Here is a 21034-nt window from a genome sequence, read left to right as displayed (position 1 = left end):
GCTCCGGCCACTGCTACCGTTCGGCAGCTCACCGTCTTTCCGGGGGGAAAAGGACGTCCATGACCGCATCCGCACCGGACGCTGACGGCCGGTCGAACCGGCCGCCCGCGGCCCGGCACTTCTCGGTCGCACCGGAACCGGAGACCCCGGAGGGGTACGTCGCCCCCGGGATGCCAGGTGCCCCGGTGGCCGGTTACCACCCCGTCGACCCGGCCGGCACCGCCCCGGCGGACGACGCGACACCCGGCCCGGACACCGCCGGGCGCCGTCGCCGGCGCGGGCCCGGCCGGACCGGCCGGGCGGTGGCGATCGCCGTCCTGGCGATGCTGGCCGGCGCGGCGGCCCTCGGCTGCGCGCCGCTCCGCGCGCACTCCACCGTCGGCTGGCTGGCCATCGCCCCGGCGGCCGCGGTGGCCTGGCCGCTCGGCCGGCTCGGCGGCACCGGGCGGCTGCTGCCGCCGCTGGGCGCCGTACTGGCGTCCGGAGCGCTGTTCCTGGGCCAGCTGCTCGGACAGACCCGGCGGCTGCACCACCTGGCCGGCACCGGGTACGGCGAACTGCTCCGCGACGCCCTCCCGCTCTGGCGCGCCGACCGCCGCACGCTGGACCTGGTCTTCTACGGCATCGCCGTGATCGGCGGCTTCCTGCTGACCCGCCGGGCGGCCACCCGCCAGTAGCGGCGCCGGGCCCCGGAACGGCGCGAGGCCCCGGTCGCGCGGTGCGACGGGGGCCTCGGGCGGGAGCGGCCGGCTCAGCGGTGGTGCAGCGCCGGGTTGACGGTCACCTCGACCCGCTGGAACTCCTTGAGCTCGGTGTACCCCGTGGTCGCCATCGCCCGGCGCAGGGCGCCGAACAGGTTCATGGTGCCGTCCGGGGTGTGCGACGGGCCGGTGAGGATCTCCTCGGTGCTGCCGACGGTGCCGAGGTCGACCCGCTTGCCGCGCGGCAGCTCCTCGTGCACGGCCTCCATGCCCCAGTGGTAGCCCTTTCCGGGCGCGTCGGTGGCCCGGGCCAGCGCGGCACCGATCATCACCGCGTCGGCGCCGCAGGCGACCGCCTTCGGGATGTCGCCGCTGTAGCCGACACCGCCGTCCGCGATGACGTGCACGTAGCGGCCGCCGGACTCGTCCATGTAGTCGCGACGGGCGGCGGCCACGTCGGCGACGGCGGTGGCCATCGGCACCTGGATGCCCAGCACGTTGCGGGTGGTGTGCGCGGCGCCGCCGCCGAAGCCCACCAGCACACCGGCCGCGCCGGTGCGCATCAGGTGCAGGGCGGCGGTGTAGGTGGCGCAGCCGCCGACGATGACCGGGACGTCCAGCTCGTAGATGAACTGCTTCAGGTTGAGCGGCTCGGCGGCACCGGAGACGTGCTCGGCCGAGACGGTGGTGCCGCGGATGACGAAGACGTCGACCCCGGCGTCCACGACGGCCTTGGAGAACTCGGCGGTGCGCTGCGGCGAGAGCGCGGCGGCGGTGACCACACCCGAGTCGCGGACCTCCTGGATCCGGTGCTTGATCAGCTCGGCCTTGATCGGCTCGGAGTAGATCTCCTGCAGACGGCGGGTGGCGGCGGCCTCGTCGGTGATCGCGGCGATCTCGTCGAGCAGCGGCTGCGGGTCCTCGTAGCGGGTCCACAGGCCCTCGAGGTTCAGCACGCCCAGGCCGCCGAGGCGGCCGATGTTGATGGCCTGCTGCGGGGAGACCACGCTGTCCATGGGCGCGGCCAGGAACGGCAGCTCGAAACGGTAGGCGTCGATCTGCCAGGCGATCGAGACCTCCTTCGGGTCGCGCGTACGGCGACTGGGGACGACGGCGATGTCGTCGAAGGCGTACGCCCGGCGGCCGCGCTTGCCACGCCCGATCTCGATCTCAGTCACTTCGAGCCCTTCTGCTGGTATTGCTCATGCCGGCCGGGTCACCCCGGCCGCCCCCCAGTATCCCGTACCCCCGGGCGGCCGCACGGCGCCGCCCCGCCCCCCGGACCGGCCGCGGAGCGGCGCCCGGACAGCCCGGAGGGCCCGCCACCGGTCGGTGGCGGGCCCTCCGGACGGGCGTCCGATCAGCGGCTGGTGTAGTTCGGCGCCTCGACGGTCATCTGGATGTCGTGCGGGTGGCTCTCCTTGAGGCCCGCCGAGGTGATCCGGACGAACCGGCCCTTGCTCTCCATCTCGGCGACGGTGGCGGCACCCACGTAGCCCATGGTCTGGCGCAGGCCGCCGACCAGCTGGTAGAGCACGGCGGACAGCGGGCCGCGGTAGGGGACCTGGCCCTCGATGCCCTCGGCGATCAGCTTCTCGTCGGAGGTGACCTCGCCCTGGAAGTAGCGGTCCTTGGAGAAGGACTTCGCCTGGCCGCGGGTCTGCATGGCGCCCAGCGAGCCCATGCCGCGGTAGGACTTGAACTGCTTGCCGTTGATGAACAGCAGCTCGCCCGGGGACTCCTCGCAGCCGGCCAGCAGCGAGCCGAGCATCACGGTGTCGGCACCGGCGGCGAGCGCCTTGCCGATGTCGCCGGAGTACTGCAGGCCGCCGTCGCCGATGACCGGCACGCCGGCCGCCTGGCAGGCCAGCGCGGCCTCGTAGATCGCGGTGACCTGCGGGACACCGATGCCGGCGACCACGCGGGTGGTGCAGATGGAGCCCGGGCCGACACCGACCTTGACGCCGTCCACGCCGGCGTCGATCAGCGCCTGGGCGCCGTCACGGGTGGCGACGTTGCCGCCGACCACGTCGATCCCGACGGCCGACTTGATCTTCGCGATCCAGGCCAGCGCGTTGTGGCTGTGACCGTGCGAGGTGTCGACGACCAGGAAGTCCACGCCCGCCTGGACCAGGGCCTGGGCGCGGTCGAAGGCCTCGGCGCTGGCGCCCACGGCGGCGCCGACCAGCAGACGGCCCTCGGCGTCCTTGGCGGCGTTCGGGTACTGCTCGGCCTTGACGAAGTCCTTGACGGTGATGAGGCCCTTGATCCGGCCCTCGTCGTCCACCAGCGGCAGCTTCTCGATCTTGTGCCGGCGGAGCAGCGCCATCGCGTCGACGCCGGAGATGCCGACCTTGCCGGTGATCAGCGGCATCGGGGTCATGATCTCGCGGACCCGGCGGCTGCGGTCCGACTCGAAGGCCATGTCGCGGTTGGTGACGATGCCGAGCAGCTTGCCGCCCTCGTCGGCGATCGGCACGCCGGAGATGCGGAACTTCGCGCACAGCGCGTCGGCCTCGGCCAGCGTGGTGTCCGGGCCGACCGTGATCGGGTCGGTGACCATGCCGGACTCGGAGCGCTTCACCAGGTCGACCTGGTTGGCCTGGTCCTCGACCGACAGGTTGCGGTGCAGGACGCCGACGCCACCCTGGCGGGCCATCGCGATCGCCATCCGCGACTCGGTGACCTTGTCCATCGCGGCGGAGAGCAGCGGGATGTTCACCCGCACGTTGCGGGAGACCCGCGAGGAGGTGTCGACCTGGTTCGGCAGCACCTCGGACGCCCCCGGCAGCAGCAGGACGTCGTCGTACGTGAGCCCGAGCATCGCGAACTTCTCGGGTACGCCTGCGGCGTTGTAAGACATTTCGGGGGTACCTTCCGTGGCCGGCCTAATCCGCTCACGCCCTGAGGGTGGGGGCGCAGTCATCAGCTCACTCGGACCGCCTAAAGCCCGGTGTCCATCGGAGGATCCTCCAGGGGAACCCCACGCGCACCGTCGGAACTTTGGCGACCCGCCCAGACGCCGATACCCCATCGTACTGGCACCGCGAACGGGACCTCGTGCTGCCCTTGACAACACCCGCCCACCATGACTCATTCCGACGGCCGCCCGCCCGTCTCCGGGGCGGGAGAGGGTCCGGCGGCTAGGAGGACTCCTCCGCCAGCGCGCGGAGACGGCTGAGGGCACGGTGCTGGGCGACCCGGACCGCACCCGGCGACATGCCGAGCACCTCGCCGGTCTCCTCCGCCGAGAGCCCGGCGGCCACCCGCAGCAGCACCAGCTCGCGCTGCCGGGCCGGCAGGTTGGAGAGCAGTTCCTTGGCCCACGCGGCGTCGCTGCTGAGCAGCGCCCGCTCCTCCGGGCCGAGCGCGTCGTCCGGGACCTCCGGCAGGTCGTCCTGCGGGACCACGGTCGGTCCGGGTCCGCGCATCGCGGCCCGCTGCAGGTCGGCGATCTTGTGCGCCGCGATCCCGTAGACGAAGGCCTCGAACGGGCGGCCCAGGTCCCGGTAGCGGGGCAGCGCGCAGAGCACCGCCACGCAGACCTCCTGGGCGAGGTCGTCGACGTGGTGCCGGGCGCCGCCGGGCAGCCGGACCAGCCGGCCGCGGCAGTAGCGCAGCGCCAGCGGGTGGACGTGGGCGAGCAGGGCGTCGATCGCCGGGCCCTCGCCGCGGACGGCGGCCGCGACCAGCGCGGCGAGCGCGCCCGGCCCGTCGGCCGGGTCCGCGTACACCGGGCCGGGCCCGGGCGCGGAGGGCTCGGCCTCCACCGGGTCCGCCTCACCGGGAGACCCGGTCACGTCGTCACGCATCGGTCCATGGTGCCTGGTCGCGCGGGAAAACGCGGCACCGCGTCCGGAGTTGTGCACCGGAACGTTATGCGGTGCCGCTCCGGTACGCACCACCGGCCCCTCCTGCACCGCACCGCCTCCCGCCCCACCGCCGCCGACGGTCCCGTCCGCGGCGCCGTCCGCCGAGTCTCCCGCGGCTGCGTGGTTCGCCGCAGTTCCTGTCCGCTGGTCCCCGAGGTGCTCCACCCCTCCATGGTGCAACCTCGGGGCCGTAACGTCACACGCCTCCGCACGGACGGTCGCGACCAGCGGGCCGGAACCGGCGGCGGCGCCGGCGGTCAGCGGACCAGGCCCCACCGGAAGCCCAGGGCCACCGCGTGCGCGCGGTCCGAGGCGCCGAGCTTCTTGAACAGCCGCCGGGCGTGGGTCTTGACGGTGTCCTCGGAGAGGAACAGCTCACGGCCGATCTCGGCATTGCTGCGGCCGTGGCTCATGCCCTCCAGCACCTGGATCTCACGTGCCGTCAGGGTCGGCGCCGCCCCCATGTCGGGGCTGCGCAGCCGGCGGGGGGCGAGCCGCCAGGTCGGGTCGGCGAGGGCCTGGGTCACGGTGGCCCGCAGTTCGGCGCGCGAGGCGTCCTTGTGCAGGTAACCGCGGGCACCCGCGGCGACCGCGAGCGCGACACCGTCGAGGTCCTCGGCGACGGTGAGCATGATGATCCGGGCACCGGGGTCGGCGGACAGCAGCCGCCGGACCGTCTCCACCCCGCCGAGGCCGGGCATCCGGACGTCCATCAGGACGAGATCGGAGCGGTCGGCCACCCAGCGGCGGAGGACCTCCTCCCCGTTCGTCGCGGTGGTGACCCGATCGACACCGGGTACGGTCGCGACCGCGCGGCGAAGCGCCTCGCGGGCGAGCGGGGAATCGTCGCAAACGAGAACGGAAGTCATGACTGTCGTCCTCCGCAGCTGATCCGCGTCACGTTGAGCCTCCTGGCTGGTACGAACCTCTCCGACACGGCCCACCGGCGTCAGACTCCGTGCTGATCGCCCAGGTTCCCCGCGATCGTTCCCGACGTCCGGCGTCCGCTAACCGCCTCCGCACTTCCAACGACCGTCACTCGAATGAGTTACGGCCTTCAGGGCCATCTCCACCACTGTACGTGGCCGACCCGTTACCGATCAGCCGCATCGCGGTGCACACGCCGCTCTTTTCCGCAGCTCGCGCGCGGTGGGCGTACAACCCGCACACCCGCGCGGCGCCCCGCGCGCCGGTCGGCCACCCGATTGCCACGCTTGCGCCGGGCGACTGCCGGCCCGACAGTCATGCCCACTTTGCCCGGTTTTAGAGCTTTTGTATGGTCATTGACTGTTGTGCCACTCTGTGGGTGACTTGTCCATGTAGTTGCCGTAAGTCATATTTCCAGGTGTCCACACCGCGCCGGACGCCCCGCCGAGCCGACTCCACCGCGACCCGCTGGTGACCGGCCCGTGGTCGACGACCTCTGAAGGGAATGAGCCATGGCAGATTTCTCCCGCCTCCCCGGCCCCAACGCGGATCTCTGGGACTGGCAGCTCTCCGCAGCCTGCCGCGGCGTGGACAGCTCCCTCTTCTTCCACCCCGAGGGAGAGCGCGGCGCCGCCCGCAGTTCACGCGAAGCCAGCGCCAAGGAGGTCTGCACCCGCTGCCCGGTCCGCACCGAGTGCGCCGCCCACGCCCTGGCGGTCCGCGAGCCGTACGGCGTGTGGGGAGGACTCACCGAGGACGAGCGCGAGGAGCTGATGGGCCGCTCGCGCCACCGCCTGGTGGAGGTGCCGCTGGTCGCTCCGGGCGTGTCGCAGCAGTAGGCGGCCGGTTCCGCGCCGGCGAGAAGAAACGTTTCTTCACCGGCCTCCACCGGTCTCCACCGGCGTCCTACGGCCTCCGTCGCCTTCGTCGCCCCCGTCGACCCGCTCCGGCCTCCCCCGCGCCCCCGCACGCCCCCCGACCCCTCCGGGTGACCTCCGTCCGGAGCCCGGCCCCGTCGGCCGGGTCCCGCCCGGCGGCCCGCCCCCGCGGCGGCCGGGCGGGGCGGCGGCGTCAGCGGCCGGCCGCGGCCCCGGACAGCCGCTCCAGCATCAGCGCCACCGCCGGTACCTCGGCGAGGTCCGGCAGGGTCAGCGCGACCACCTGCCGCACCGCCGGCGCCCCCGAGGCGGCGTGCACCGCCACCGTCGCCACCCCGTCCGGGCGCACCGACTCCAGCGCCAGCCCGGGCAGTACCGCCACCCCGAGGCCGGCCGCCACCAGCCCGACCACCGCCGGGTAGTCGTCGGTGGCGAAGTCGATCCGCGGCTCGAAGCCGGCCCCGGCGCACAGCTCCACCAGGTGGCCCCGGCACTGCGGGCAGCCGGCGATCCACTGCTCCTGCGCCAGCTCGGCCAGCTCCACCGGTCCGCCGCGCCCGGCCAGCCGGTGCCCGGCCGGCAGCAGGCCGACCAGCGGGTCGTCCAGCAGCGGAGTCGCCACCAGGTCGGACCAGTCGGCACCGGCGCTCAGCTGCTGGGCCTCCAGATTGGCCTCGGCGCGCGCCTCCCGCGGCGTGCCGTGCGCGGGCGCGGACAGCGGCGCGGCGGTGGAACCGGGGGTCTGCGGGTAGCGGAAGGCGAGGGCGACCTCGCACTCGCCGCCGCGCAGCATCGCCAGCGATTCCGGCGGCTCCGCCTCGACCAGCGACACGCGGACCCCCGGATGGGTGCCCCGCAGCCGGGCGACGGCCGGTGGCACCAGGGTGGAACTGGCGGTCGGGAAGGACACCAGCCGGACCCGGCCGGCCCGCAGTCCGGCGATCGCGGCGACCTCCTCCTCCGCGGCGGAGAGCCCGGCGAGGATTCCGGTGGCATGCTTGAGCAGCACCCGGCCGGCCTCGCTGAGCTGCATCCCGCGGCCCGAACGGACCACCAGCGGGGTGTCCACGGACTTCTCCAGCGCCTTCATCTGCTGACTGATCGCGGGCTGGGTGCAGCCCAGCTCACGAGCGGCGGCGGAGAAGGAGCCGGTGCGGGCGACGGCACGCAGGACGCGCAGGTGGCGGGCCTCGATCATGCCCCCAAGATATAAGACATTCTTTGCAACAAGCAAAATTCAACTGATAGTTGAAGGATGGAACACCCCGTCGCGGCCGCCCCGGGCACGGTCCGCGCCGGAACGCCGGAGGCCCGGCCCGCCACCCCCAGCGGGGCGCGGACCGGGCCTCCGGTCAGTGCTTCGGGCCTCAGTGCGAGTGGCCGTGGCCGCCGTGCGAGTGACCGGCGTCGGCCTCCTCCTCCTTCTTCTCCACCACGAGGGTCTCGGTGGTGAGAAGCAGGGAGGCGATCGAGGCGGCGTTCTCCAGGGCGGAGCGGGTGACCTTGACCGGGTCGATGACGCCGGCCTTCACCAGGTCGCCGTACTCGCCGGTGGCCGCGTTGTAGCCCTGGCCCAGCTCCAGCTCGGAGACCTTGGAGGTGATGACGTAACCCTCCAGGCCGGCGTTCTGGGCGATCCAGCGCAGCGGCTCGTGCAGCGCCTTGCGGACGACCGCGACACCGGTGGCCTCGTCGCCGGACAGGCCCAGGCCGCCGTCCAGCACCTTGGCGGCGTGCACCAGGGAGGCGCCACCACCGGCGACGATGCCCTCCTCGACCGCGGCACGGGTCGCCGAGATGGCGTCCTCGAGACGGTGCTTGCGCTCCTTCAGCTCCACCTCGGTGGCGGCACCGACGCGGATGACGCAGACGCCGCCGGCCAGCTTGGCCAGGCGCTCCTGCAGCTTCTCGCGGTCCCAGTCCGAGTCGGTGTTGGCGATCTCGCCCTTGATCTGGGCGACGCGGCCGGTCACGGCCTCGGAGTCACCGGCGCCGTCGACGACGATCGTCTCGTCCTTGGTGACGGTCACGCGGCGGGCGGAGCCCAGCACGTCCAGACCGGCCTGGTCGAGCTTGAGGCCGACCTCCTCGGAGATCACGGTGCCGCCGGTGAGGACGGCCAGGTCGCCGAGGATCGCCTTGCGGCGGTCGCCGAAGCCCGGGGCCTTGACGGCCACCGCGTTGAAGGTGCCGCGGATCTTGTTCACCACGAGGGTGGACAGCGCCTCGCCGTCGACGTCCTCGGCGATGATCAGCAGCGGGCGGGAGGTGCCGCCCTGCAGGATCTTCTCCAGCAGCGGCAGCAGCTCCTGGATGGAGGAGATCTTGCCCTGGTTGATCAGGATGTACGGGTCCTCGAGGACCGCCTCCTGCCGCTCCGCGTCGGTGACGAAGTACGGCGACAGGTAGCCCTTGTCGAACTGCATGCCCTCGGTGAAGTCCAGCTCCACGCCGAAGGTGTTCGACTCCTCGACGGTGATGACACCGTCCTTGCCGACCTTGTCGATCGCCTCGGCGATCAGCTCGCCGACCTGGGTGTCCTGGGCGGAGAGGCTCGCGACGGCGGCGACGTCGTCCTTGCCCTCGATCTCGCGGGCGACCGACAGCAGGTGCTCGGAGACGGCGGCGACGGCCTTGTCGATGCCCTTCTTCAGGGCGGCCGGGCCGGCGCCCGCGGCGACGTTGCGCAGACCCTCGTTGACCAGGGCCTGGGCCAGCACGGTGGCGGTGGTGGTGCCGTCGCCCGCGACGTCGTTGGTCTTGGTGGCGACCTCCTTGACGAGCTGCGCGCCAAGGTTCTCGTACGGGTCGTCGAGCTCGACCTCACGGGCGATGGTGACACCGTCGTTGGTGATGGTCGGGGCGCCGAACTTCTTGTCGATGACGACGTTGCGGCCCTTGGGGCCGATGGTCACCTTGACGGTGTCGGCCAGCTTGTTGACACCGCGCTCGAGCGAGCGGCGGGCGTCCTCGTCGAACTGCAGGATCTTCGCCATGTTTCCTGTTCCTTCGGGGTGCGGCCGTCGCGGGCCGCTCGACTACGTGAACCAACAGCCACGCCCCGGCCCCTGTCACTAGGGACACGGATCCGGGGCGTGGCTGAACGCTTTTTACTTCTCGATGATGGCGAGAACGTCGCGCGCGGAGAGCACCAGGTACTCCTCGCCCTGGTACTTCACCTCGGTGCCGCCGTACTTCGAGTACAGGACGATGTCACCCACGGCGACGTCGAGCGGCAGACGCTGGCCGTCCTCGAAGCGGCCCGGGCCGACAGCCAGGACGACGCCCTCCTGGGGCTTCTCCTTGGCGGTGTCCGGGATAACCAGGCCGGAGGCCGTGGTGGTCTCGGCGTCGAGCGGCTGGACCACAATGCGGTCCTCGAGCGGCTTGATGGCAACCTTGCTGCTGGTGGTCACGTCCGAGCTCCCCTTCGGAGATTACGGGGTTTTCTAACGGGTAGGGGCGAACTCACGGATCTGCCGTCGCGGGGGTCAGACACGCATTGTCGCGTTAGCACTCCCCCGGTGGTGAGTGCTAGTGATGACCATAGGCCGCCGTTAGCACTCAGTCAACCAGAGTGCCAACGCCACGCGGACCGGTCCCGCCGGACGCACCCGTCGACCGCGCGCTCCCGCCCGCGGGCCCGCGGCCCGGGCCCGCCCGTGACCGGGGAGAATGGGCGGGTGGAGAACGACGACCTGCGGGCCCTGCTGACCGAGCGGGGCCAGGCCCTGCTCGCCGAACTGCGCGAGTTCGCGCCCGAGGAGGAGCTGGCACTCGCCACCCGGCTGCGCAAGGAGCACCCCGCCGAGCTGGTGTCGGCCGCCTTCGGGCAGGCCAGGCTGCGGCAGCGGGCCCGGGCCAAGTTCGGCGCCGACGCCGATCTCATGTACTTCACGCCCAACGGCGTCGAGCAGTCCACCCGGCGCGAGGTCGCCGAGTGGCGGGCCGCACGGTTCGCCGGGCTGGGGGTGAAGCGGCTGGCCGACCTCTGCTGCGGCATCGGCGGCGACGTGCTGGCCCTGGCCCGGGCCGGCATCGAGGTGCTCGCCGTCGACCGGGACCCGGCCGCCTGCGCCGCCCTCGCCGCCAACGCCGCCGCCCTGGGCCTGGCCGACCTGGTCGAGGTGCGCTGCGCGGACGTCGCCGGGGTCGACGTCACCGGCTACGACGCGGTCTTCACCGACCCCGCCCGGCGCACCGCGCGCGGCCGGGTCTTCGACCCCGAGGCGTACGCCCCGCCGCTCTCCTGGGCGATCGAGGCCGGCCGCCGGGCCCCCGTCGGCGCGCTCAAGGTGGCGCCCGGCATCCCGCACGAGGCCGTCCCGGAGGACGCCGAGGCCGAGTGGGTCTCGGACCACGGCGACGTCAAGGAGGCGGTGCTCTGGTTCGGCACCCGGGCCGGGCACCCGCACCGCGCCACCCTGCTGCCGCAGCGGGCCGGCCTCACCGGCGGAGATCTGCCCGACCCCCCGGCCGGACCGGTCGGCCGCTACCTGTACGAGCCGGACGGCGCCGTGATCCGCGCCCATCTGGTCGCCGAGGTGGCCGGGCTGGTGAACGGGCGGCTGATCGATCCGAAGATCGCCTACCTGACCTCCGACGAGCTGGTCGACACCCCGTACGCGCACGCCTTCGAGCTGACCGACGTCCTGCCGTTCCACATCAAGAAGCTCAAGGCGCTGCTGCGCGAGCGCAAGGTCGGCACGGTGGTGATCAAGAAGCGCGGAATGGCGATCACCCCGGAGGAACTGCGCCGCCAGCTGCGTCCCAGCGGTCCGAACTCCGTCACGGTGGTCCTCAGCCGCACCGACAACGGCCCGCTGATGATGCTCGGCCACCCCGTCACCGGACCGGCCGCGGCCGTTCAGGCGGCCGGCGCCTCGATGTAGTCCTCCAGCCGGGCCACCGCGAAGCCCTGCTCCTGGATCCGGGCCAGCAGCTCGCCGAACATCTGCGTCATCGTCTCGCCCTTGAGGTCCTTCGGGCCCCGGAAGTGGGCGAGCACGATGTCGCCGGCCCGCAGCTTATTGTCCGCGGCCTGGTACTGCATGTCGTGGATCTGCATCGACTCGCGCCACAGCACGACCGCCCTCGGCCCGCACTGCTGCACCGCGGTGTTGAGCGCGGGCGTGTTGGCGCCGTCCCCGTACGGCGGGCGGAACAGCAGCGGCGGGGTGCCGTACTGCTGGGTGAGCGCAGCCTGGGCGTCGCAGATCTCGGACTTCTGCTTCTCCGGCGGCACCTTGCTCAGCTGGGCGTGGTCCACGGTGTGGTTGTGGACGTGGTTGCCGAGGGCCTGGAGGCGCTTGAAGTAGCCGTAGTCGTCCTTGACGATGTCGCGGGTCAGGAACATCGACACCGGCACCTTGAGGTCGGTCAGCATCTCGACGAACTTCGGGTCCTTCTCGGCACCGTCGTCGATGGTGACGAAGACGACCTTGTCGGAGGTCTTCACCTCGCTGAACACCGGGACCGGCCCGGTCCGGGCGAGCTTCACCGGCTTGTCGGCGGGTGCGGGCGGCGCCGGCGGCAGCGGCGCGAGGTGCCACTTCGCCCAGGCCGCGGCGTCCCCGGCGGCGGGGCCGCCCCCGGTCGGGGAGGCGGTCGGGGAGGCGGTCGGCGACGGGCCCGCGGACCGGGACGGGACCGCCGCGGCACCGCCCGCCGGGGAACCGCTCGCCGGGACCAGCGCGGCCGAGGCCGCGCCGCTGCCGGCGTCGCTCGTGCACCCGGTGGCCGCGGCCAGCAGGGCGAGCGCCCCCGCCGCGTACACCGTCGTCCTGCTCCGTACGTGCCTGTTCACCGCGCCGTGCTCCCCGCTCCCGTTCAGCGACCTCGATCGCTAGCACGGTAACGGCCCGGCGTTCGGTTCCCGCCCGGACGTGCGAACGGCTACGAGCGGCTACTCCACATGCTCGCTGGTGAAGGACCAGCGGTGCACCGGACGGCCCAGCAGGGCGGCGGGCGGCTCCGGCACCGGGACCGGCGCGCCGGACCACCAGGTGATCAGCAGCACCCGGTCCCCGGAAGCGGTGAGCAGCTCGGTCCGGAGCAGCCCGGCCGAGCCCCGCAGCGCGGGCAGCGCCGTCCCCCGGACCCAGTCGGAGAGCTCGGCGGCCCGGCCGTCGGCGGCCCTGGCCTCCCACATCGCGGCGGTGGTGGCGCTCACCGCTGCTGCCCGGTCAGGGCCTGGTAGGCCTGTCCGTGGAAGTCGGTGTGCGGCACGTGGACCTCGGTGACCGGCAGCGAGGAGTCCGCCGACAGGTCGAGCGAGGACGGCGCGCGGTCCCGCCAGACCATCTCGCTGCCGAGCGCGGCGACCATCGCGCCGTTGTCGGTGCACAGGCCCGGACGCGGCACCCGCAGCCGGATGCCGGCGCGGTCGCAGCGCTGCTGGGCCATCTCGCGCAGCCGGGAGTTGGCCGCGACGCCGCCGCCGATCATCAGGTGGTCGACGCCGTTGTCCTTGCAGGCCTTGACGGCCTTGCGGGTGAGCACGTCGGTGACCGCCTCCTGGAAGGACGCCGCGACGTCCGCCACCGGCACCTCCTCGCCGGCCCGGCGCTTCGCCTCCACCCAGCGGGCGACGGCGGTCTTCAGCCCGGAGAAGGAGAAGTCGTACTCCGGGTCCTTGGGGCCGGTCAGGCCGCGCGGGAAGGCGATCGCCTTCGGGTCGCCCTCGCGGGCCCTGCGGTCCACCACCGGGCCGCCGGGGAAGCCCAGGCCGAGCACCCGGGCCACCTTGTCGAAGGCCTCGCCGGCGGCGTCGTCGATGGTCGCGCCGAGCGGGCGGACGTCGGTGGTGATGTCCTCGCTCAGCAGCAGCGAGGAGTGCCCGCCGGAGACCAGCAGGGCCATCGTCGGGGAGGGCAGCCGGCCGTGCTCCAGCTGGTCCACGCAGATGTGCGAGGCGAGGTGGTTGACGCCGTACAGCGGCTTGTCGAGGGCCCACGCGTAGGCCTTGGCGGCGCTCACGCCGACCAGCAGCGCGCCGGCCAGGCCCGGTCCGGCGGTGACGGCGATGCCGTCCAGGTCGCTCGCCCTGACGCCCGCGGTGTCCAGGGCGCGCTGGATGGTCGGGACCATCGCCTCCAGGTGCGCGCGGCTGGCGATCTCGGGGACGACGCCGCCGAAGCGGGCGTGGTCGTTGACGCTGGAGGCCACCGCGTCGGCCAGCAGGGTGGTGCCGCGCACGATGCCGACGCCGGTCTCGTCGCAGGAGGTCTCGATGCCGAGGACGAGCGGTTCGTCAGCCATGGGGGGTGTCCTTCTTCACATCCGGTCGCGGACGGTCCGCGGGTTCGTCGAGGTCTTCGGGGGCCGCGGCCGGGGCGGCGGACGTGGTGCGGTCGGCGGGGGCGACGTGGTCGGCCGGGGCGACCCGGTCGGCGGCGGCCGCGAGGTCGAGCCGCATCACCAGCGCGTCGATGCCGGCCGGCTGGTAGTAGCCGCGCCGGATGCCGACCGGCTCGAACCCGAAGCGCTCGTAGAGCCGCTGCGCGCGGGTGTTGTCCACCCGCACCTCCAGCAGCAGGTCCGCGCAGCCGCGCCGGGCGGCCTCCCGGACCAGGTCGGTGAGCAGCGCCGCGCCCAGTCCGGTGCCCTGGTGGCGTCCGTCGACGGCGATCGTCTGCACGTCGCCGTCGCCGCCCACCGCCATCAGTCCGGCGTAACCGACGACCGCGCCGTCCGGGGTGACGGCGACGGTGTAGTGCCGGGTGCCGCCGGGGTGGGCCTCGGCCAGCTCGGACCAGAACATGCCGGCGGACCAGGCGTCCTCCGGGAACAGCTCCAGCTCCAGCGCCAGCACCGGGGCTATGTGCCACCAGCGCATCGGGCGCAGCCGGGCGGCGGGGGCCCGGTCGGCCGGACCGGCGGCACCGGAGCCCGTGGTGCCCGGGCCGGCGGTGCCCGGGCCGGCGGTGCTCGGGCCGGTCACGCCGGGAGCACCGCCTTGTAGCCGGCCGGCACCTGGGCGTCCGGACGGCGCAGGTAGAGCGGGGCGTTGGGCAGCAGGGCCCGGCCGGCGGCCAGCTCGGCCGCGGCGAACGCGGCGAGCGCGCCCGCCGGGACGTGCTCGGGGCCGTGGGCGCCCGGGAAGGTGTCCGGGTAGAGCAGCGCACCGGCGCCGACCGACCGCGCGGGCGGGGTCAGCTCACCCGGACGGTCCACCGAAGGGCCCTCGGTCCGGCGGCCCTCGGCGTCGTACGCGGCCCAGTAGACCTCCTTGCGGCGGGCGTCGGTGGCCACCGTGAACGCCTCGCCGGCCAGCCCCTCGGCGCGGGCCGCGTGGGCGATCGCGTCCAGTGTGCAGACGCCGTGCACCGGCAGGCCGAGCGCGTGGCCCAGCGCGGCGGCGGTCACCAGACCGACCCGCAGGCCGGTGTACGGGCCGGGGCCCACGCCGACCGCGATGTCGGTCAGCCGGTGCCGGTCGACACCGGCCTCCCGGAGCACCCGGTCGATCGCGGGGATCAGGAGTTCGCCGTGGCGCCTGGCGTCGACCTGGTCGGTCTCGGCGAGGACGGTCGATCCGTCGTGGACGGCGGCCGTGACGGCGGGGGTAGCGGTGTCGAACGCGAGCAGCAGCACGGGTCAAGGTTAGACCGGTCCGCCGGTGCCCGTTCCGGGCCCGCCCCGCCGGGGCACGTGCTCCGCCCGATCGAAAACCGGACCGGCTCCGGAACACACGTCCGACACGATGCGGACCGGACGGGCGAACCTGGCACGATGGGGCCGACGGTTTTGGGACGGCGGTGGGAGCGGCACGTGGCGAAGATGGGTCCTGGAGTGGTGGTCACCGGGCTGACCCTGGGGGCCCTGGCGGTGGTGAGCCTGCTGGCCTTCCAGGCCAACGGCGCGCAGGACCGCGCGGTCGCCGCGAGCCCGACCACGAGCACGGCCGCCACCACCGGCGGACCGGCCGCCTCGGCCACCCCGACCGCCGCGCCGACCCCGACCGTGCCGGTCCTGCCCACCGCGGGCACCGGCACCGGGCTGCGGGTCGTCTACTCGGTCGGCACCCACTACGTCTGGCTGATCGACCCGAAGAAGACGCCGCAGGTGGTGGCCGCCTTCCCGGTGACCCCGGGCACGGTCGAGCCGGCTCCCGGCAGCTACCCCGTGTACAGCCGGACCCAGTCCGGGACCGGCACCGACGGCAAGCAGATCGAGCACGTGGTGCGCTTCGCGCAGCAGAACGGCGTGGTGTTCGGCTTCGGCGCGGCCGTCGACGGCGGCACCGGCGCTCCGCCCGCCGCCCCGGCGCCCACCGCCGCCGCGTCCTCCCCGGCCGCCTCGGCGGGAAAGACCGGCGGCATCCGCAGCAGCCGCGCGGACGGCCAGCTGCTCTGGGACTTCGCGCCCAAGGACACCAAGGTCGTCGTGATCCCCTGACCGGGCGGGACCGGTCTCAGGCGGCGCGGCGGGTCTCGTGCGCGCCGCCGCTCGACGGTGACGGTCCGGACGTCCCGGGCCCCTCGCCCAGCGAAGGGGAGGCCGGACGGCGTTCGGGCGGGGTGGACACCGCCTCCGCCGCCGCACAGGCGGCCAGCAGGGCCCGCATCGGCTCCCCCGCGGCACGGCGGGCGGGCTCATCGGCCCCGGTCCCGCGCGGTGCGCGCTCCGGGGCGGGCGTGGTGCTCGGCATGGCGCCTCCTAGTTAGGCAGACCTAACCTCAAGAACCATCCCACCACGCCCGGGTCCTCGATCGCAACATCTTCCCGACAGCCTGTCGGCAAACCGTGACACGGCGGGGCCGCCCCCGCCGGGCCGTCCGGGGCGGCCGGCGCGGCGCTGCCCTGATCGGCCCGGCGCGGCCCGGGCCGGCGCGGTCAGGCCAGCACGGTGAGATCGGTGCCGTCCCAACGGGTGCCGACGCCGGTCAGCTCCACCTGTCGCGGGTCCAGGTCGTCCCCGGCCGCCTCGGCGCCGATCGCGCGTCCGATCCGGACCTCCAGACGGTTCTCGGAGAGCCGCTCGACCTTGCCCTCGCCCCACTCGACCACCACCACCGACTCCGGCAGCGACACGTCGAGGTCGAGGTCCTCCATCTCGTCGAGGTCGCCGCCCAGCCGGTACGCGTCGACGTGCACCAGCGCCGGGCCCCCCACCAGCGAGGGGTGCACCCGGGCGATCACGAAGGTCGGCGAGGTGACCGCCCCGCGCACCCGGAGACCCTCGCCGAGGCCCCGGGTCAGCGTGGTCTTGCCCGCCCCCAGCTCGCCGGAGAGCAGCACGAGGTCCCCCGGCCGCAGGAGCGCGGCCAGCTCCCGGCCGAGCCGGCCCATCCGGTCGGGGGTGGCGACGGTGAGAGAGGCGTGGGAGCCCATGCGCGAATCAAGCCCTTCGGTCCGTACGGCGGCGCACCGGTCCTCGGGCGCCCCCGCTACCGTGCCACATCCCCGGCACCGCCCGCGCCGGGCCCCGACGGCGCAGGGCCGCCGCGACGTCCGGGGCACGGGGTGCGGGGCGGCCCGGGCCCGGCGGCTACGCCGGTTCGCCGACCTGGGGCGGCAGCGGGGCCGCGCCGCGGAAGCGGGCGGCCCGGTCGAGCAGCCCGGCCAGGTGACGGTCGACCAGGTCGGGGCGCTCCAGCATCACCAGGTGCCCGGCGTCCTGGACCAGGACCAGCTCGGCCCCCGGCAGCTGCTCGGCCATCGCCTCGCCGTGGCCGGGCGGGGTGAGGAGGTCCTTGGTCCCGGTCAGCACCAGGGTGGGGATGCCGCGCAGCACGGCCAGTGCCTCGGTCTTCTCGTGCGCCGAGAACACCGGGTAGAACTCGGCCACCACGTCGATCGGGGTGGCGTCCAGCATCTGCTCGGCGAACCGGACCACACCCGGGTCGACGTCCTTCGCCCCGAAGGAGTACCGCCGGTAGAAGACGGCGCTGACGTCCGCGCCGAGCCGGCGGGTCGCCTCCACCAGGTCCACCTGGCGCCCGAGCAACTTCATCATGCCCGGCGCGACCCTGCGGAACAGCTTGGCGCCGGCCACCGGCAGCCCGAAGGTGACGGCGTCCCAGTTCCCGGCCAGGGTGCCGATCAGCGCGACCCCGGCGACCCGCTCCCGGAACAGCTCCGGGTGCTGGTCGGCCAGCGCCATCATCGTCATGCCGCCCATCGAGTGACCGACCAGCACCAGCGGGCCGGTCGGCGCGACGGCGTCGATCACGGCCTTGAGGTCGCCGCCCAGCTGGTCGATGCCGGCGGGTTCGCCGGCCAGGAAGGAGCGGGAGCGCTCGGACCGGCCGTGGCTGCGCTGGTCCCACAGGACCAGCCGGGCGCCGTCCCGGAACGCGGCGCGCTGGAAGTGCCAGCTGTCCTGGTTGAGGCAGTAGCCGTGGCAGAAGACCACGGTCAGCGGCTCGGCGGCGCCGTCCCGCTCCCCCTCCGGGGTGTCGAGACCGTCCAGCTCGACGTACAGCTCGGTGCCGTCGGCGGCGGCCACCGTGCGGGGCCGGCCGCGCAGCGAGCCGTACGGGGCGTTGGCGTCCAGCTCGGCGCGGGCCCGGCGGCGCGTGCTCCGGCCGACCGTCAGCCGGTCGATCGCCACCCCGGCCGCGGCGCCGGCCGCGAGCACGCCGACCGAGATGCCGATCAGACCGGCCCGGCTCACCCCGGTGGCCGCCTCGGCCGCCTTGACGGCCCGGGCCGCCCGGCCGAGGGTCGCGACCGGGTCGGTGTCGCTCGGCCCGCTCATCCGAGCAGGCCCTCGTCCAGGCCGCCGACGTAGCGGCGCGGCACCCGGGAGCCGATCCGGGTCACGATCTCGTAGGAGATGGTGCCGCAGGCGCGGCCCCAGTCCTCGGCGGTCGGCTCGCCCCGGTCGCCGCTGCCGAAGACCAGCACCTCGTCGCCGATCGGCGGGGTGTCGCCGCCGAGGTCCACCACGAACTGGTCCATCGCCACCCGGCCGGCCACCGTGCGCCACTTGCCGTCGACCTGCACCGGGCCGATGCCGCTGGCGTGCCGCGGGATGCCGTCGCCGTAGCCGACCGGGACCAGGCCCAGCGTGGTCGGCCCCGGGGTGGTGTAGTGGTGGCCGTAGCTGACGCCGTGGCCGCCGGGCACGTGCTTGACCAGCGCCAGCCGGGCGGTCAGCGACATCACCGGGCGCAGGCCGAAGTCGGCCGGCGAACCCACCTCGGGGACCGGCGACAGCCCGTACATGGCGAGGCCGGTGCGGACCATGTCGAAGTGCGACTGCGGCAGCAGCAGGGTGGCCGGCGAGTTGGCCAGGTGCCGCACCTCGGGGCGCAGCCCGGCCGCCTCGGCGGAGGCCAGGGCCAGCCGGAAGGCGTCCAGCTGCAACTGGATCGAGGGGTGGCCGGGCTCGTCGGCGGCGGCGAAGTGCGACCAGACGCCGACCACGGTCAGCAGGCCGTCCAGCTCGGCGCGGCGCGCGGCGGCGACCAGCTCGGGCCAGTCGTGCGGCTGGCAGCCGTTGCGGCCGAGGCCGGTGTCGGCCTTGAGGTGGACCCGGGCCGGGATGCCGGTGGCGCGGACGGCGGCGAGCAGTTCGGCGAGCGCCCAGTCGCCGCTGATCGAGATGTCGAGGTCCGCGAAGAGCGCCTCCCGCCAGGGCCCGCCGGGGGTCCACAGCCAGCAGAGGATGCGCGCCTGCTCGGGGCCCACCCCGCCGGCACGCAGCGCGAGCGCCTCCTCGGGCGTCGCGGTGCCCAGCCAGCCGACTCCCGCGGCGACCGCTTCCCGGGCACAGCGCAGCGCGCCGTGGCCGTAGGCGTCCGCCTTGACCGCGGCCATCACCGTGGCCCCGCCGATGCGCTCGCGCAGCGCGTCGAGGTTGCCGCGCAGGGCGGCGAGATCGATGGTCGCCTCGGCCCGTACGCCTTCGGTGAGACCGGCCATCACGGTCGTCTTCGCAGTTGTCATCAGGGTCAGTCTCCCAGACGTCCCGAGGTCCTCGCCGAACGGCCCTTCGGCTCGCCGCCCCGGGCCGCCCGCACCCGGGGCCCCCCGCGACCCGCCACCCCCTTCCGGACGCCCACGAATCAGGCGCCGGTTCCACCCGCCGTCCGGGGCGGCCCCGAGGTCGCCCCGGCGCGGACGTCGTTCCAGGCCGACGGGAGCGCGGCCGCCACCTCCGCCGCGGTGACGGGGGCGCCGGGGACGCCGGCGGCGCGCCGGCCGGCGAGCCCGTGCAGATAGGCCGCCACCGCGGCGGCGTCCGGCGCGGACAGGCCCGCGGCGAGCAGGGAGCCGGCCAGCCCGGCCAGGACGTCCCCGCTGCCGGCCGTGGCCAGCCACGCGGTGCCGGTCGGGTTCACCCGCACGGCGGCGGAAGGATCGGCGACCACGGTGGTCGAGCCCTTCAGCAGCACCGTCGCCCGGTAGGCCGCCGCGAGCCGGCGCGCGGTGGCCAGCCGGGCGGCCGCCAGCTCGTCGGCGGCGGGCGGGCGGGACTGCTCCGAACGGGTGCCGCCGTCGCTCCCGGCCCCGGCCCCGGCGAGCAGCCGGGCCGCCTCGCCCGTGTGCGGGGTGAGCAGGGTCGGCGCCGTCCGCCCGGCCAGCGCGCCGGGGCCGAGCCGGGCCAGTTCGGTCAGCCCGTCCGCGTCGACCAGGACCGGCACGTCCGCCGCCAGCGCCTCCGCGAGCGCCCGCCCGGCACCCTCGCCGCCGCCCGGTCCGACCACCCAGGCCTGCACCCGGCCGGCCCCGGCCGGACCGCCCTCGGTGACCAGCGTCTCGGGGAAGCGCCGCACCACCTCCTCGGCCGCCGTCCCCACGTACCGCACCGCGCCCGCGCCGCCGCGCAGCGCGCCGGCGACCGCGAGCAGCGCCGCCCCCGGGTACCGCGCCGAACCCGCGGCCACCCCGACCACGCCGCGCCGGTACTTGTCGCTCTCCGCCCCCGGCACCGGCAGCAGGGCGGCCACGTCGGCGTGCTGGAGGGCCGTCACCCCGGCCGGCGGCAGCTCCAGTCCGATCCCCACCAGCTGCACCGCTCCGGCGTACGAGGCACCCGGGTCGATCAGCAGCCCGGGCTTGTAGGTGCCGAAGCAGACCGTGACGTCCGCCCGCAGCGCCGCCCCCGCGACCTCCCCGGTGTCGGCGTCCACCCCGCTGGGCACGTCGACGGCGACCACCACCCCGGCCCGCGCGGCCCGCGCGTAGGGCTCGGCCTCCGACCGCAGCCCGCCCCGGCCGCCGATGCCGACGATGCCGTCCAGCACCAGGTCCGCGCGCGAGAAGTCGGCCAGGCCGACCTCCTGCTCCACCACCACCCGCCCGTGCGCCGCCCGCAGCGCCGCCAGCCCGCCGCCGTGCGCCCGCGCCGGGGCGAGCAGCACCGCCGTCACCCGCGCCCCGCGCCGGGCCAGCTCCGCACCGGCGTACAGCGCGTCGCCCCCGTTGTCCCCGCTGCCCGCCAGCACCACCACCCGGCTGCCGTACACCCGGCCGCGCCGGCGGGTCAGCAGCCGCGCGCAGGTCACGGCGAGCCCGGTGGCGGCCCGCCGCATCAGTGTGCCCTCGGGGAGCCGGGCCATCAGCTCGGCCTCGGCGGCACGGACCTGGTCGACGCTGTGGGCACTGCGCATGACGGGCTCTCCCCCGGAACTCGGCGGCAACTCCCGCCGACGCTACGCGAAGGACCTCCCGACGGCGCCCCCGGCCGTGCGGCACACTTTCG

Annotated in this window: 20 protein-coding genes and 1 pseudogene; 4 read left to right on the top strand and 17 right to left on the bottom strand. The window is 74.6% G+C overall.

What is annotated here, in order from left to right; translation table 11 throughout:
- Positions 1–59 precede the first annotated feature (59 nt).
- Positions 60–677 carry a hypothetical protein gene (locus BLU95_RS23500; RefSeq protein ID WP_093861743.1) on the top strand — a complete coding sequence of 206 codons (618 nt, stop codon included), beginning with the start codon at positions 60–62 and terminating at the stop codon, positions 675–677.
- 74 nt (positions 678–751) lie between these two features.
- Here the strand turns inward: BLU95_RS23500 and BLU95_RS23495 are convergent, their stop codons facing one another.
- The 4 genes from BLU95_RS23495 to BLU95_RS23480 all read right to left on the bottom strand — a co-directional run bounded on the left by BLU95_RS23495 (position 752) and on the right by BLU95_RS23480 (position 5442).
- Positions 752–1879 (bottom strand): GuaB3 family IMP dehydrogenase-related protein, encoded by a 1128-nt coding sequence (locus BLU95_RS23495; RefSeq protein ID WP_093861742.1) that lies wholly within the window; start codon positions 1877–1879, stop codon positions 752–754.
- 182 nt (positions 1880–2061) lie between these two features.
- On the bottom strand, positions 2062–3564 hold the full coding sequence (guaB, locus tag BLU95_RS23490) for an IMP dehydrogenase (RefSeq protein WP_093861741.1): 1503 nt from the start codon (positions 3562–3564) through the stop codon (positions 2062–2064).
- A 280-nt stretch (positions 3565–3844) separates the two neighbouring features.
- Positions 3845–4513 (bottom strand): RNA polymerase sigma factor ShbA, encoded by a 669-nt coding sequence (shbA, locus tag BLU95_RS23485; protein ID WP_197698612.1) that lies wholly within the window; start codon positions 4511–4513, stop codon positions 3845–3847.
- Positions 4514–4830: 317 nt separating this feature from the next.
- Complete coding sequence (locus tag BLU95_RS23480) at positions 4831–5442, bottom strand: response regulator transcription factor (protein ID WP_014136228.1); 612 nt, start codon at positions 5440–5442, stop codon at positions 4831–4833.
- 570 nt (positions 5443–6012) lie between these two features.
- Here BLU95_RS23480 and BLU95_RS23475 point away from each other — a divergent pair.
- Entirely contained in the window at positions 6013–6339 is a 327-nt protein-coding gene (locus BLU95_RS23475) for a WhiB family transcriptional regulator (protein WP_030393337.1), read from the top strand.
- A 232-nt stretch (positions 6340–6571) separates the two neighbouring features.
- Here the strand turns inward: BLU95_RS23475 and BLU95_RS23470 are convergent, their stop codons facing one another.
- From BLU95_RS23470 to groES, 3 genes are all read right to left on the bottom strand, one after another.
- On the bottom strand, positions 6572–7576 hold the full coding sequence (locus BLU95_RS23470; protein WP_093861740.1) for a LysR family transcriptional regulator: 1005 nt from the start codon (positions 7574–7576) through the stop codon (positions 6572–6574).
- A gap of 169 nt (positions 7577–7745) precedes the next feature.
- The gene (gene groL, locus BLU95_RS23465) at positions 7746–9374 is read right to left on the bottom strand and encodes a chaperonin GroEL (protein ID WP_093861739.1); all 1629 of its coding nucleotides are present in this window, start codon (positions 9372–9374) and stop codon (positions 7746–7748) included.
- A gap of 114 nt (positions 9375–9488) precedes the next feature.
- Entirely contained in the window at positions 9489–9794 is a 306-nt protein-coding gene (gene groES / locus BLU95_RS23460; protein ID WP_014136232.1) for a co-chaperone GroES, read from the bottom strand.
- Positions 9795–10061: 267 nt separating this feature from the next.
- Here groES and BLU95_RS23455 point away from each other — a divergent pair, with 267 nt between their 5' ends.
- A complete protein-coding gene (locus tag BLU95_RS23455) occupies positions 10062–11270 on the top strand; it encodes a class I SAM-dependent methyltransferase (protein ID WP_093861738.1) in 1209 nt (402 codons plus the stop codon).
- Here the strand turns inward: BLU95_RS23455 and BLU95_RS23450 are convergent.
- From BLU95_RS23450 to tsaB, 5 genes and pseudogenes are all read right to left on the bottom strand, one after another.
- Complete coding sequence (locus tag BLU95_RS23450; protein WP_231977747.1) at positions 11246–12184, bottom strand: polysaccharide deacetylase family protein; 939 nt, start codon at positions 12182–12184, stop codon at positions 11246–11248. The two genes, BLU95_RS23455 and BLU95_RS23450, sit on opposite strands and share 25 nt — an antisense overlap.
- Positions 12185–12283: 99 nt before the next feature.
- Positions 12284–12550: a hypothetical protein gene (locus tag BLU95_RS23445; RefSeq protein ID WP_093861737.1), complete on the bottom strand. Its 267-nt coding sequence runs from the start codon at positions 12548–12550 to the stop codon at positions 12284–12286.
- Positions 12547–13638, bottom strand: coding sequence for a tRNA (adenosine(37)-N6)-threonylcarbamoyltransferase complex transferase subunit TsaD (tsaD, locus tag BLU95_RS23440; protein WP_093861736.1), 1092 nt, complete (start codon positions 13636–13638; stop codon positions 12547–12549). The genes BLU95_RS23445 and tsaD overlap by 4 nt, the downstream gene beginning before the upstream one ends.
- Positions 13639–13780: 142 nt before the next feature.
- Positions 13781–14215, bottom strand: a pseudogene (rimI, locus tag BLU95_RS23435) (ribosomal protein S18-alanine N-acetyltransferase); the annotation flags it as partial.
- A 101-nt stretch (positions 14216–14316) separates the two neighbouring features.
- Positions 14317–14973 carry a tRNA (adenosine(37)-N6)-threonylcarbamoyltransferase complex dimerization subunit type 1 TsaB gene (gene tsaB, locus BLU95_RS23430; RefSeq protein ID WP_093861735.1) on the bottom strand — a complete coding sequence of 219 codons (657 nt, stop codon included), beginning with the start codon at positions 14971–14973 and terminating at the stop codon, positions 14317–14319.
- 186 nt (positions 14974–15159) lie between these two features.
- On the opposite strand from tsaB, the gene BLU95_RS23425 reads away from it, so the two are divergent.
- A complete protein-coding gene (locus tag BLU95_RS23425; RefSeq protein ID WP_093865073.1) occupies positions 15160–15777 on the top strand; it encodes a hypothetical protein in 618 nt (205 codons plus the stop codon).
- A gap of 16 nt (positions 15778–15793) precedes the next feature.
- On the opposite strand, the gene BLU95_RS23420 is transcribed toward BLU95_RS23425, so the two are convergent.
- From BLU95_RS23420 to BLU95_RS23400, 5 genes are all read right to left on the bottom strand, one after another.
- Entirely contained in the window at positions 15794–16030 is a 237-nt protein-coding gene (locus BLU95_RS23420) for a hypothetical protein (protein WP_093861734.1), read from the bottom strand.
- 185 nt (positions 16031–16215) lie between these two features.
- Positions 16216–16713, bottom strand: coding sequence for a tRNA (adenosine(37)-N6)-threonylcarbamoyltransferase complex ATPase subunit type 1 TsaE (gene tsaE, locus BLU95_RS23415; RefSeq protein WP_093861733.1), 498 nt, complete (start codon positions 16711–16713; stop codon positions 16216–16218).
- 157 nt (positions 16714–16870) lie between these two features.
- Complete coding sequence (locus BLU95_RS23410; RefSeq protein WP_093861732.1) at positions 16871–18082, bottom strand: alpha/beta fold hydrolase; 1212 nt, start codon at positions 18080–18082, stop codon at positions 16871–16873.
- Complete coding sequence (gene alr, locus BLU95_RS23405) at positions 18079–19251, bottom strand: alanine racemase (protein WP_162497216.1); 1173 nt, start codon at positions 19249–19251, stop codon at positions 18079–18081. Before alr ends, BLU95_RS23410 begins: the two co-directional genes overlap by 4 nt.
- A 143-nt stretch (positions 19252–19394) precedes the next feature.
- A complete protein-coding gene (locus tag BLU95_RS23400) occupies positions 19395–20942 on the bottom strand; it encodes an NAD(P)H-hydrate dehydratase (protein WP_093861730.1) in 1548 nt (515 codons plus the stop codon).
- Positions 20943–21034: the final 92 nt, after the last annotated feature.

Source organism: Streptomyces sp. TLI_053, assembly GCF_900105395.1.
Taxonomy (GTDB): Bacteria; Actinomycetota; Actinomycetes; order Streptomycetales; family Streptomycetaceae; genus Kitasatospora.
Note: the sequence above shows the minus strand (reverse complement) of the source record. Positions and strands in the feature narration are given on the sequence as shown.